At 30.7% G+C, this 14,149-nt stretch carries 10 protein-coding genes; 3 read left to right on the forward strand and 7 right to left on the reverse strand.

Annotated elements, in window-relative coordinates:
- Positions 1–16: 16 nt before the first annotated feature.
- The 4 genes from FRY74_RS05460 to FRY74_RS05475 form a co-directional block, all read right to left on the reverse strand.
- Entirely contained in the window at positions 17–1,162 is a 1,146-nt protein-coding gene (locus tag FRY74_RS05460) for an imelysin family protein (RefSeq protein ID WP_147099396.1), read from the reverse strand.
- Between the two features lie 69 nt (positions 1,163–1,231).
- Positions 1,232–2,398 (reverse strand): DUF4856 domain-containing protein, encoded by a 1,167-nt coding sequence (locus tag FRY74_RS05465; RefSeq protein WP_170227957.1) that lies wholly within the window; start codon positions 2,396–2,398, stop codon positions 1,232–1,234.
- A gap of 101 nt (positions 2,399–2,499) precedes the next feature.
- The gene (locus FRY74_RS05470) at positions 2,500–3,447 is read right to left on the reverse strand and encodes a sterol desaturase family protein (protein ID WP_147099400.1); all 948 of its coding nucleotides are present in this window, start codon (positions 3,445–3,447) and stop codon (positions 2,500–2,502) included.
- A 22-nt stretch (positions 3,448–3,469) separates the two neighbouring features.
- On the reverse strand, positions 3,470–4,099 hold the full coding sequence (locus FRY74_RS05475; protein WP_147099401.1) for a response regulator transcription factor: 630 nt from the start codon (positions 4,097–4,099) through the stop codon (positions 3,470–3,472).
- A 139-nt stretch (positions 4,100–4,238) separates the two neighbouring features.
- Here FRY74_RS05475 and FRY74_RS05480 point away from each other — a divergent pair, with 139 nt between their 5' ends.
- The 3 genes from FRY74_RS05480 to FRY74_RS05490 are packed head-to-tail and all read left to right on the forward strand — an operon-like array spanning position 4,239 to position 11,505.
- Complete coding sequence (locus tag FRY74_RS05480) at positions 4,239–8,225, forward strand: DUF7948 domain-containing protein (protein WP_147099403.1); 3,987 nt, start codon at positions 4,239–4,241, stop codon at positions 8,223–8,225.
- Positions 8,225–9,232, forward strand: coding sequence for a PorP/SprF family type IX secretion system membrane protein (locus tag FRY74_RS05485; protein WP_147099404.1), 1,008 nt, complete (start codon positions 8,225–8,227; stop codon positions 9,230–9,232). Before FRY74_RS05480 ends, FRY74_RS05485 begins: the two co-directional genes overlap by 1 nt.
- Before the next feature lie 2 nt (positions 9,233–9,234).
- On the forward strand, positions 9,235–11,505 hold the full coding sequence (locus FRY74_RS05490; protein ID WP_170227958.1) for a tetratricopeptide repeat protein: 2,271 nt from the start codon (positions 9,235–9,237) through the stop codon (positions 11,503–11,505).
- A 17-nt stretch (positions 11,506–11,522) separates the two neighbouring features.
- Here FRY74_RS05490 and FRY74_RS05495 read toward each other — a convergent pair whose 3' ends face one another.
- The 3 genes from FRY74_RS05495 to FRY74_RS05505 all read right to left on the reverse strand — a co-directional run bounded on the left by FRY74_RS05495 (position 11,523) and on the right by FRY74_RS05505 (position 14,133).
- Positions 11,523–12,053 carry a hypothetical protein gene (locus FRY74_RS05495; protein ID WP_147099408.1) on the reverse strand — a complete coding sequence of 177 codons (531 nt, stop codon included), beginning with the start codon at positions 12,051–12,053 and terminating at the stop codon, positions 11,523–11,525.
- Between the two features lie 238 nt (positions 12,054–12,291).
- Positions 12,292–13,311 carry an AI-2E family transporter gene (locus FRY74_RS05500; RefSeq protein ID WP_147099410.1) on the reverse strand — a complete coding sequence of 340 codons (1,020 nt, stop codon included), beginning with the start codon at positions 13,309–13,311 and terminating at the stop codon, positions 12,292–12,294.
- Between the two features lie 9 nt (positions 13,312–13,320).
- Positions 13,321–14,133 (reverse strand): M48 family metallopeptidase, encoded by an 813-nt coding sequence (locus FRY74_RS05505; RefSeq protein WP_147099412.1) that lies wholly within the window; start codon positions 14,131–14,133, stop codon positions 13,321–13,323.
- Positions 14,134–14,149 lie beyond the last annotated feature (16 nt).

Here is a 14,149-nt window from a genome sequence, read left to right on the forward strand (position 1 = left end):
AACCTCATTTACACTATCAATCTCCGTCGTTATCTTGATAAGTAATTAAAACACCTAAAGCATCAGTTAATTCTATTTTCATCTTAGGAACCAACATTTGCATTTGCTGATAAACATCTTTAACTGCTTGATTATTTGTCAATACTTCATTACTTAATGGATCATTAATTAAATTAAGTTTATCATTTATTGAACTAATTTGATTATTTATAGCCGTTTCCAATCCTATTCCACTTGATGTTGCATTTATAAATATTAAATAATCATCAAAGCCTTCACCTGCCATATTTGTTATATAACTATTACCATTAATAAATTTATGAAAAGAACTTAGAGAACGATAAACGTATGGTAAAGATTCTTGAATATACATAGCTTCAACATGATTAGGCATCGGTGTTTGAGTAAAGCCATTAAAAACACCAGATGGTAATCCAATTTTACCTTTTCGAATATAAGTTTCAAAATGCAAATTTAAAGCATTAACCAAATCACTTACAGAACTACCTTGCGCATTGCTTGAGCTATTACCTATAAATGTTGAAGCATAACTATTTGACCATTCAGAATAAACATAGTCAGCATTAGTTTTTAATTCATTTACCACATCTTTTAAATATGTTTTTGCATTTGTGTTAGAAGTAAAATAATCAACTATTTCTTGATCATTTCCACCAATTCCATTTATTAAGTAGTCAACACTTTGAAAACCTTTAGCTGAATAATTAGAAGCTGATTGTAAATTATAAGACCCAACATTAATATTATTCAAAATCAAGGATGTATCAGCAGGGTAAACATTGGTTTGACTTCTTAATGCAATATATTCAGCTGGACCAAATTCTAAAAAAGCTACATCTTGCCATACAAGTAGCGCGTCTTTCCATTTAACTCTTAATTGTTGTAAATTAGATAAAGTTGGAGTTGCTGTAAAAGTTTGTGTTTCATTATACAACTCTAGCAAATCAGTTTTATAAACACTATAGGCTGGTAAAATATAAGAATTGGTATAATTCGTTAACATCAATTGACGATTATAATCATCAACACTAATAGTTTCATCATCAAACTTTACTTTATTCTCTTTTTTACATGCAAAAAGAGAAACTAATATTAGCGCTAAAAAAACATATACAATATTTATTAATAGATTATTTTTCATATCGTTTTTATCGAGTAAATATTTAATGAGAATAAAAATATATTTATAAATTCTTTTCCTTATGGCAACTTACAAACTTGTCTTAACAGAAGTTAATCCAGTTTTTGAAGCAACTAAATCTATTAGAGTATTAATATCTGAAACAGTAATATTTTCAAAATCGTTTAGATAAACTAAAGCTGTGTCAATTTCAGTTGAAGTCATGCCATTTCCTGAAACTGAATTATAACCATACCTTAACCCATCAATTAACCCCTTGGCTTCAGAAAGCTGATGATTTTTTAAAACAGAGTTTGTAAGGTTCGATTTAGCTTGATTTAAATAATTAATTGCTGTTCCGGCACAAATTTTTTCCATTTCATTTCTAATTATTGCTATTTGAACATCTCTTGTTAAATAATCTTTATTATCTATAGCTGCCCTTCCTGTTCTAAAAGCTTGAGAAATTGTCGTTGCAGACCCTAAAACAGCTTCTCTTGCAAAAGTATACTTACCCCAAAACCTATCAGTACCTTCAGTTGGATAATTAATTTCAGAAGTAAAATATCCATATGCTTCATCCCAGTGATGTTGCATTTCAGTGTAAGTTTTTCCTGAAAGGATATTATCATTATCATCATTAGCAATTGACCCTAAATAATTAATTGTCATTTGATTCATAAACACAGCACAGATCAACACTTTCTCAACCATTTCTTTATATTCTATTCCTGAACCCGCTTGTAAATAACTTTTAACACCATTATCCCAAACACCACCAAATCCGTATGTACCAGCACTATTATCATAATTAAGATTACTTAATACCTCTAGAGAGTCAAAGTAATTTTCAACCATATTTTGAACACCAACATCACCTTCCGCTGTTTTATCTTTTAATTGCTTAGTTGAACCCGTTAACCCTAAAGCAGGAACATCTAACCAAGTGTACCCAGTATTAGCATACATATTATTAAGAGTTGAAGCGCTAATACTTACTCCTAATGTATTTGCAGTTTTTATATAATCTATCAATTCCATTGCCATTTCTAAACGCTGCTTCTGACCATTAAAATCGACAGTGCTAGCTCCAGAAGCGTTTACAAAATTGTATGTAGAGGGAACACTATAACTTGGCTCTATTGGGTTTGGTATTTCAACCACAGGTATAGGTGACTCATCATCTTTAGAGCAACCAATTGAAAAAATTACAATTGAAATTATAAATAAAGCTTTAACTAATTTTAAATTAACCATCATGTCTTTTTTAAATAATTAATATACTTATACTGTTTTTATTTAGACTTATTCTAAATAGCAAAGCAAAAGTATAACACATAGGATAATAGAACAATACCTCATTTAAGGTATTTTAAAAAATTAATAAAAGGATTAATTAAATTTTTGAGAAAGGAATCGTAGTTATTATCTTCACTTTTTCCCAAACCAAAGCGCAATTGAACAACCTTCTCGGATCGAACTAAAGTACCAAAAATCCAATCCCAAATAGCAAACCTAGACCCCATATTCTTATCATAATGCTCTTTTTTATTACTATGATGTATTTGATGTTGGAAGGGACTAATAAAAATATATTCCAAAAAATTATAATACTTGAATTGAACATGAGAATGACGGAGGTTTGAGCCAAAAGCTAAAAAAATAAAATTAAAGATATTAATTCCTAAAAAAGTAATTAAAGAAACTTGTCCATTTGCCAAATAAATAAAAATTCCCGTTAAACATCCTTTTACAAAAATCCCCCTAACATTATTAATAATTAACTCAACAGGATGTATTCTATATTGCGTAAATGGATTTAAAACTGTTGCAGAATGATGGATTTTATGAAACTGCCATAAAAAAGGAATTTTGTGCATTAGATAATGTACAATAAAACTCATAAAATCGTTAACAACAATAATAGTTAGCGTATAAGTTGCCAACAATGTAGTTACGGACCAATTTAATTTGCTAATTCCAAATTGACTTGTTAAGTATTCACTTATAAAAAGAGTTAGATATAGTGCGTACACCAACATAGGTGCAATAAAAAAAACCTTGATTAAACTATTAAAAAATATAAACCCATAATCAATGATAGCTGACTTTCCAATCCAGATTTGTTTTTTAAACAAATACCCTAAAAAAGACTTTTTTAAACCGGACTTTACATAAACAATATATGCTAAAAGTAAAGAGGTAAATAGATAAAGAATAAAAACTCTTTTATCAGGGCTTAATAAATAGCTAAATGGCATTTTAACTATTTCGTTGAACTGATTAAATAATTCATTAATAGTCATTAATAACGAAATAAATACAAAATTATGTATTGATTATATTTTCTTTAATCGCATAAATAACAATGCCAGCGGTATTTTTTATACCTAGCTTAGCCATGATATTTTTACGATGAGTGTTAACGGTGTGCGTACTTAAACACAGAGTATCGGCAATCTCTTTGTTTGTTTGTCCTTCTGAAATTAAACGAATAACCTCTAGTTCCCTATCAGATAACGAAATACCATCACAGCCAATTTTCTGGTCATCTTTATCTGATAAAATATCAATCACATGCCCACAATAAAATTGCTTGCCATTACAAGTATCTTCAATGGCTTCAAGAATCTCTGGTTTTTGACAATCATCTAACAAATAACTATCAACACCAGTTTTTAACGCCTTTATAATTGTTTGCTTAGGCTGAACATTAGTTATTGCTAGAATCTTAGTGTTTTTGTATATTTTTTTTATTTCAGCAATAAAATCAACACCAAACTTCTCATTGGAATAATCAATAACTATCAAATCAGGAAAATACTTTTTGCTAGATTTTATTAATGCTTGTTTAGAATCAACAACACCTAACACCCTATTCCTAAGACGGCTCTGCAGGATGGTTTTCAGACCTTCTCCAACAATTAGGTTGTTATTTGCTATTAATATATCAATCATTGTAATTTTATTTAGACTGATTCTAAATAATTAACAAAAGTAGTTATAGAATTCTTATATTACAAGTTATTTTTGTTTTTGTTTAAACCAGTTTTGTTTGCTTTTTTATATTCTTTAAATTTACTTGATTGAGAACTTTATGACTAAACGAATTTTATATCTTCTAATTGTTTTCATCCTCTGTTACAATAATGTTAGAGGAGGTGATGATGGAATTAGATTTATAGAAAATAAAGGACAATGGGAAAATCAAGTTTTATTTAAAGCTAATTTAGGAAACGGAGCTCTCTTTGTTGAAAAAGATCGATTTACATTTAACCTATACAATGCTGAGGAGTATTCAAAAAATCATTTTTCTGCTACTCAAGAATTTACTCCTTTAAAACAACATGCTTACCAAGTTGAATTTATTAATGCACAATCTCCAGCTATTAGTAGCAAATCAAAATTTAGTGAGTATTATAATTTTATTCTTGGAAAAGATAAAAATAAATGGAAATCAAATATTACTGCATATCAAATAGTTAAATATAACAACCTATATAAAAATATTAACTTAAACCTTTATTCTTCGGGCAACTTTTTAAAGTATGATTTCATCTTAAACCCTAACAGCAATATTGAAGATATTATATTAAACTATAAAGGTGTTGATGAATTAAAAATTGATAACGCTGGAAATTTAATTGTAAAAACATCAGTTGGTGATGTTATTGAACAACAACCTTACTCCTACCAATTAATTGATGGTAAAAAAGTAGAAATAAAAAGTAAATATGTGCTAAAGGATAATTTAGTTTCATTTAAAGTTTCTGGAAATTACAATAAATCTCTTCCTTTAATAATAGACCCTATATTAATATTTGCAAGTTATTCTGGTTCTACTGCTGATAACTTTGGCATGACAGCAACTTATGGTTATGATGGAAGTTTATTTGCAGGAGGAACCGTATTTAATAATGGTTACCCTACTACACTTGGTGCTTACGATTCTTCATTTAATGGTTCTACAGGTAGCGGAATAACTGATGTATGTATTACAAGATATGATTCAACGGGAACAAATTTAATTTACTCAACATACATAGGTGGAACTGCTACAGAAACTGTTCATAGTCTAATAGCAAATGAAGACAACGAACTTTATCTATATGGTGCTACTAGTTCTCTTGACTTTCCTACAACACTTAACTCTTATGTAGATACTTTTTCAGGAGGAACTAGTGTTTATTACGTAAGTAATGGCTCCAACTTTACAAATGGAACAGATATTTACATCGCTAAATTAAGTGCTAATGGCTCAAACCTTCTTGGATCTACTTATTTAGGAGGCTCACAAAACGATGGAGTAAACTCAACAGCTAATTTAAGTTATGATAGTTTGATGAATAATTATAGTGACCAATATAGAGGCGAGATTATGTTAGACCAACAAGGTAATTGTTATTTAACTTCATCAACTAAATCACCCGACTTTCCAATTTTAAATGGCTTTGATAATACTTTAAATGGAAACCAAGATGCGGTTATAATTAAGCTTAATTCCGATTTATCTGAGTTAAAATGGAGTACATATTTAGGTGGAGACAACAAAGATGCTGGATATTCTATAAAAGTAGACACCAATAACTTTGTTTATGTGTGTGGTGGAACAGCTTCTAATAACTTCCCTACAACACTAGGAACAATAAATACAGGATACTTGGGCGGGAAAGCTGATGGGTATATAACAAAGATTGATACAAATGGTTCTCAAATATTATCTTCAACATTATTGGGTACAGATAATTATGATCAATGTTATTTTATAGAAATAGATAGACATGGAAGTATATACACAGTAGGTCAAACTAGAGGTGTTTTTCCATTAGTAAATGCTACTTACATCAACCCAAACAGTAGCAGCTTTATCGTTAAACTTAATAATGATTTAAACACAATCTATTATTCAACTGTTTTTGGTAATGGAAACATTAACGCAAAATTTTGCCCCTCAGCATTTTTAGTAGATAGATGTGAAAATGTATATGTTTCTGGATGGGGAGGAGACATCTTAACTGGTGCTAGCTTATTCAATATGCCAACTACTTCTAATGCTGTTTTTCCAAATTCTCCAAATGGATTTGATTTCTACTTAATTGTGTTAGAAAGAAACCTAGCCTCTCAACTCTACGGAACATATTTTGGTGGTCCCACCTCCAGAGAACATGTAGATGGAGGAACAAGTCGATTTGACAAAAATGGAATAGTCTATCAATCGGTTTGCGCAGGTTGCGGAAGTAATGATGACTTCCCTACTTATCCAAACCCAGGAGTATGGTCAAACACTAACAATAGTAATAATTGTAACAACGGTACTTTTAAATTTGATTTTGAGATTATTCCAAAAGCACAATTTACAGTAGACAATTTTGAAGGCTGCTCTCCATTAACAGTTACTTTTAACAATACAAGCAATAGTAGCGACTCTTATTTATGGGATTTTGGTAATGGAGATACCACTTCTCTAGTTTTTAATCCAATAAGAACTTACAACACTCCTGGAACTTACACAATCTCACTTTTAATAAAAGATTCCATCTGCAACACCATTGATACAGCCTATCAAGTTATAACTGTAAACCCACCAATAAATATTACAGCAATAACAAACGATTCTACTTCATGCGAACCCGTTTTGCTAAATCTTTCAGCTACTGGTGCCACTTCTTTTATTTGGTCTAGCAATAATCAATTTACTGACACTCTAAATCCTAGCTTAAGCGATACTTTAACTGTGTATGGAGGAAACACAATAACTTATTACGTAATGGCAACCAATGGAGAGTGTAGTGATATCGATAGCGTAACTATTACATATCATATCCCTTCAAATTCCAACTTTTTACTTGATAATATTCAAGGTTGTGCGCCATTAACTGTTAATTTCACAAATACAAGTGGGCCAAATGATTTCTATTTATGGGATTTTGGAAACGGAAATACTTCTTCTACAGTCTTAAACCCTAGCATAACTTATAATACTCCAGGAACTTATACAGTATCATTAACCATTACAGATTCTATTTGTGGAACAACAGATGTAAAATCAGCAACTATTACTGTGGCTTCTCCTGTAAATTTATCTATTCCTAACAACCCTATTAATACTTGTGATACAGCATTATTATTTTCAAATAGCACAGGAGCTACAACTTATATTTGGTCAACTAATCCAAGTTTTACTGATACGTTAAACACTAACTTACAAACAGATAGTTTAATAGTTATCGTTTCTGACACAACAACTTATTATCTTTTAGCAACTAATGGCATCTGCTCAAATAATTCAAGTATAACTATTAATCATATTGGAGTTATTATTGATGTGCCAAATGGAGCAGTATGTAGTGGTCAATCAGATACATTATCTGTTATTAACCTAACAAGTCAACCGCTAACCTATAACTGGCAACCTATTTCAGAAATTATCTCCGGAGAAACAACTGCGAATCCAATTGTTAACCCTGTAATTACAACTACCTATTTTGTAACTGCTCAAAATGCATTAGGCTGTTCTATGACTGATTCTTCAATTGTTTCAGTTTCTGGAATTAGCGTAAACGATATTAGCATTACTGCCGATAAGGATACATTATATAATGGCGAAGGAACTTTTTTACATGCTATACCTGACAATAATTTCACATACGTTTGGAATCCATCTAACACATTAAACAATAACACAATTGCAAATCCATTTGCAACGCCAACAACAGAAACTACTTACATTGCTTTATTTACTGAATTAGTTACTGGATGTCAGTTTTATAAAACCTATACCTTATATGCATGGGAAATTAATTGTGCAGATCCAGATGTTTTCATTCCAAATGCTTTTACACCTAACGATGATTTAGAAAATGATGTTTTATATGTTAGAGGAAGATATGTAGAAGAAATGGAATTGAAAATTTATGACAGATGGGGAGAATTGCTATTTGAAACTACAAAACAAGATGTTGGCTGGGATGGTACTTATAAAGGTAATAAAGTTGATCCTGCTGTTTATGTTTATCATTTATCTGTAAAATGTATTGATGGTCAAGAATATTTTAAAAAAGGGAATGTAACAGTAATTAGATAATGAAATCCTTTTTTATTAAAATATTAACACTGAGCAGTATTCTTTTAATTTTTACAAGTTTAAGAGGACAAGATATCCATTTTTCACAATTCAACAACTCTCCTTTAAACTTAAACCCTGGTCTTACAGGTAGTTTTGTTGGTGACGTTAGATTGGTTGCAAATTTAAGAAACCAGTGGAGTTCGGTAACTACTCCCTACTCTACTTATGGTTTAACTATTGAAGGCAATACGATTTTAAACACTCCTTTTAATGTTGGTCTAGGTTTTTACAACGACAAAGCTGGTGATTCTGAATTTAGCACGTTACAAATTGCTCCTAGCTTAAGTTATACTATATTTTTAGGAGATTCATCTCAAACCATTACCATTGGAGGACAACCAACATTTACTCAAAGAAAAATTAACTACGATAAGTTACAATTTGACAACCAGTATAATGGATTAATTTACGACCCAAACTTAGATAACAACGAAACATTTAGTAATGAAGGAAGAAACTACTTAAATGTTCATAGTGGAATTAGTTGGAATTACAACATCGCTTCAAGAAAATCAATAGCTGCTGGTATCGCTTTTCACAATATTTTTACGCCAAAGCAAAGTTTTTTTAATGACGATAATATACAATTACACAAACGCTTTACATTCCATACGAATGGATTATTTAGGGTAAGTGACAAATTAGATGCTGTTCCGAGTATTTCATTTATGACTCAACATAAGTTTAAAGAATTAATCATTGGTGGTTCAGCTAAATACCATTTAAATAACGGAAATTATAAAGCAGCTTATTTAGGAATTTGGTATAGAAATTCAGACGCAGCTTATTTTACTGCTGAGTTAGATTATGGAAACTTTCATTTTGGAGCGAGTTACGATTTAAACTTATCTTCTTTAAAAGTAGCTAGTAATAGACGTGGTGGTTTTGAATTTTCTGTGATATACATCTTTGAAAAATATAGACCTACAATTAAACGTTATAAAGCTTGCCCTAATTATATTTAAAATTGAAACTGCTGAGTAAACTAAATATAATTAAGGCTTTTTTAAGTGCTGTTTTTACAGTGCTTTTAATGTTAACAGCTACCCTTTCCTATTCTCAATCTCAAAAACAATTAATAAAAGTTGGTGATCAACTATTTGCTGAAGGCGATTATTATGGAGCAAGCAAATGGTATAACGATGCATTACAGATAGATTCAGTATATCTTGAGTTGAAATATAAATATGCCGAATCTCTTCGTTTATATAACGACTATGCAAAGGCAGAAAGCCAATACTACTATATCTATAAAAAAGATAATGGAAGAAACTTTCCATTAGCTCCTTTTTGGTACTCTACAATGCTTAAATACAATGGAGAGTATAATGAAGCGAAAAAATATTTCAAACGTTCTAAACGCCTGTTTACAAAAGATAAAAAAGGGTATCATTATCAGAAAGTAATGCAAGAAATAAACTCTTGTGAAGAAGCCATTAAGCTAATGAAAGACTCTCTTCCGCTTGACATAAAAAATATTGGGAACAGCATAAATACTTACAACAGTGAATTAGGCGCAACATTAATTAATGACACCATGTTGATTTACTCTTCTTTAAGAGATGAGAAAATGAAAGATGACAACGAAGTATCTGATACTTCTCAATATTTAGTACGCCTATTTAAAGCAACTAAAAATGGAGAGTTATGGCAACAAGATTCAAAATTGGAAGAAAAAATAAATGAACAAGGTTTTCATATAGCTAACGGAAGCATTGACAAAAAAGGGACTACATTTTACTACAATAAATGTGACAATTCGTTTAACTGTAAGATTTATTCCATTTTATTTGAAAATAACACTTGGGGAGAGCCAACAGAAGTCCCTAACGTAAATCAAGAAAATTCTACAGCTACCCAACCTTTTATTGCTGAAATAAATAACCAAGAAGTATTATTTTTTAGTTCTAACCGTGAAGGTGGTAAAGGTGAAATGGACATTTGGTACAGTAGAAAAATTAACGGAAATTTTCAAACTCCTGCAAATATTGGTTCAACAATAAATACAATAGAAGATGAAATCACTCCTTTTTACGACAACAAAGATTCATCTTTATATTTCAGTTCTAACTGGCATTACGGATTGGGTGGCTTTGATATTTTTAAAGTAAAAACAGATTTAATTAAAACGCAAGAAATAGAAAATCTAGGCTATCCAATAAACACAAGTACCAACGACTTTTATTACAGCATAAAAAACAATACAGCCTTAATTACTTCTAACAGAAAAGGCTCTTACACTAAAAAAGGTGAAACTTGTTGTAACGATATTTATTATTATGAAATACCTGACACCATCAAAACCGTTTTCACTACACTTGAAGAGTTAAACAAATACTTACCAGTTCGTTTATATTTTCATAACGACCACCCTAACCCTAGAACACGAGATACTTTAACTGATTTAAACTACCTAACTACTTACAAAGGTTATACTCGCTTATACAATGAATACAAAAGAGAATATGCAGTAGGATTGAAAGGAGAAGTAAAAGAAGATGCCTTTGTTGATATTGAAGATTTATTTAGCAGCTACATTGATAAGGGTGCAAGTGATTTAGAAATGTTTACGCCGCTATTAATTAAAGAATTAGAAAAAGGCAAAGAAATTACTTTAACCATTAAAGGATTTGCTAGTCCGTTATCTAAAAGCGATTACAATGTAAACTTAACTTTACGTAGAGTTTCAAGCTTAATTAATTACTTAAGCGAATACGAAAATGGAATGCTCCTACCCTATATAAATGGAACTGCCAAAAACGGTGGTAAACTAAATTTTGTAAAAGTTCCTTTTGGGGAATACCAATCAGTAAAAACAATTAGTGATGATATAGACGACAAAAGAAACTCTGTTTATAGTCCTGGAGCTGCGTTAGAACGAAAAATAGAAATTATTGCTATATCGGTTAACGATAGTAATAATGTTGCCTTAGATGGTAGCGAAATAGAAAAATTGCCTTTACTAACTTTTAAAGACACTATTCTTACTTTTAGTGAAAACCAATTAGAAAAACGATTTAAAATAATAAACAACGGTGAGGCTCCTTTACAAATTTTCTCTGCTGAGTTTTGTTCTGATGGTTTTGAAATAATTTACCCTACTGGTGAAATACCAGTTTTAACTCCGCTTTACATTACCATAAAACGTACAGCAACTTCTCAACATTATTGTGAGTTAACCCTACTGACCAACACTATACCCAATGTAATTAAGAAAAGAATTATAGTTTTTGAGTAATCATCTGTACTCCTTTATTATAAATTCACAAACGGGCGCTTGAAAGAGAATGGGGAAAAACACCCAATGAGAATATTAAGAATAGTAAATTTTTCATGTTTTTTTTGTATTAGACTTTTAAAAAAACTTTTCAACCAAGCGCCAAAGATAATTAAGAAAATGAAAAGCAAAATTGAACCAAAATCATAGAGTAGCACCCATTTCCCCTTATATTTACGCTCTTCTTTACTTTCGCTTATAAATTCCTCCTCAATTGTTTTATATTTACCATTAAACATAAACATAAACATAAAATAATGCCCCCCTAATACAACAACAAGTGGCAATATAATATCTTTTTTTGGAAGTCCTAAGGGAATTAGTTGAACATCGAGTATCAGATCTATTAGCACAGCTAATGAACCAATATTACAAATAAAACTCAAAGACATTATGGTTACAGCGCTAAACTCAGGGACATCCTGTTTCCCAAAAAGCTTCTTTTGCCAAGTATACAACCAATAATAAGTGTACTTATAAATTTGCCATATTTGCTTTAACCTTATCATTATTCTTCATAGCTTTTATTCTCAGATGATTCTAAACTTTCAGATTGAGGATTGGATTTCAATTTAAGCCTTTCTTCATAAAATATTTTTCTAAATCATTTTTAAAATCTATCCCCCAATTGATCGTAAGAGTTTAGCGCAGTGTAACTCGTTCCATTTAACAAATCAAAACAAGTTAAAAACTCGTGGTTGTCTGAAAGGACGATCGCTAAACTTTATTTATAACTACGTTTTTTTATCAATCAATATTCCCTTTATCAGAAAGTAAAATGGCAATTGGTCGGGTTTTATCAAAATTTGAGAAGATGATAACCATAACCACTGTAATAGGCACACTAATTATCATACCTGTAACTCCCCAAAGTACTCCCCAAAAAGAAAGAGCAAAAATTGCTACCAGCGAACTTATATTTAAAGAGTTCCCCATTAGTTTTGGCTCTAATAAATTACCTACCAATACTTGTATTGCCCCAACAAAAACCAAAACCATTAATGCTTGATTAAACTCTCCAAATTGTAACAAACAAAATATGGCAGGAAATAAAGTGGCTATTAACGAGCCTATTGTTGGTATAAAATTTAATGCAAATATTAAAAAACTCCAAAACAAAGGAGCGTCTATTCCTATTATGGCTAAAACAATATAACTTAAAGTTCCTGTTATTAAACTTAACAAGGTTTTAAGACCTATATATTTTGTAATAGATCTTTCTATTTTATTTAAAATTTCCGAAAGTTTAGTGTATTCATTTTTAAACATACCTCTTAACTTAGAATCAAAATTAGCTTCTTCTAAAAAGATAAATAATGCATAAATAATAATAATAAAAGTATTGCTTAATAAATCGGTAAGCGAATTGAATATTTTCTTTAGAATTAAACCATAATCAAAATCTCCAGAATGTCCTTTTAATATAGAAATTAAGTCAATATTAAATAAATTGTTAGCCTTAGAAATAACCAACTCAATATTAGCCTCATATACTAAATAAGAGTGTGCTAACTGATTAATATTTGACAATAATAACTTAGAAACAAAACCTAGAGTTAATATTAAAACTAAAGATGTAAATAGATTTTTAAACCAGTAAGGAAGGTACTTTTTAATAAATTTTATTTTGTCTAAACTCTGCCTAATTTTCCGAACTAAAAACCATAACAACAAAGCAAACACAAAAGGAATCAATAAGGTTTTGCCATAAATTAATGTGACAACAATAGCTATTGAGGTGATAAAAAAATAGGCAGCGCTTTTCATTTAAGTTTTTTAGTTTCCTGCTTTAGCATAATACGATTCCGCTACAGGTAACCATTCAGTAATTCTAGCAATACGTGTATCATGATTTGGGTGTGTACTCAAAAATTCGGGTACTCCACTACCTCCACCTGAAGCAGCTTTCATTCTTTCCCAAAAAGGGATCGCTTCTTTAGGTTGATAACCTGCCATTGCCATAAATACCATTCCTAATTTATCAGCTTCACTTTCGTGGTTTCTACCAAAAGCCAAAATACTTGTACTGGATGCTGCACCATAAGCTCCTAAAAATAAAGCTTGTGTTTCTGCTGGTTTTTCTTTTAACGCAACAGCTAAACCTGCTGCACCAGCAGCAGCAACTAACCCTTGGCTCATTCGCTCATTTCCATGTCGTGCAATAGCATGAGCTATTTCATGCCCCATAACTACTGCCAAACCTTCATCAGTTTGAGCTACAGGCATAATCCCCGTATAAACAACAACTTTACCCCCAGGCATACACCATGCGTTTATTGCATTGTCGTTTACCAAGTTAAACTCCCATTTGTAATTTTTAATCTTATTACCCATTCCCTCATCATTCATATATTTTTCAACAGCTGCAGCAATTCGTTCACCAACTCGTTTTACACGTTTAGTATCTTCGTTTGTATCAGACATTGGAGGATTTTCTTGTAAAAAAGCTCCATATTGAGTTAAACTCATGCTCATCAATTGACTTTCTGGCAATAAGTTCATTTGTCTTCTACCAGAAATTGGCACTTTAGAACAAGCAACCAAACCAATAACTATAGCTGTTAAAACAGCAGGTTTTAAAAATCTCATTTTGTGTTTTTTGGTC

Origin of the sequence: Vicingus serpentipes, assembly GCF_007993035.1 — a bacterium.
In the GTDB taxonomy this organism is placed as follows: Bacteria; Bacteroidota; Bacteroidia; order Flavobacteriales_E; family Vicingaceae; genus Vicingus; species Vicingus serpentipes.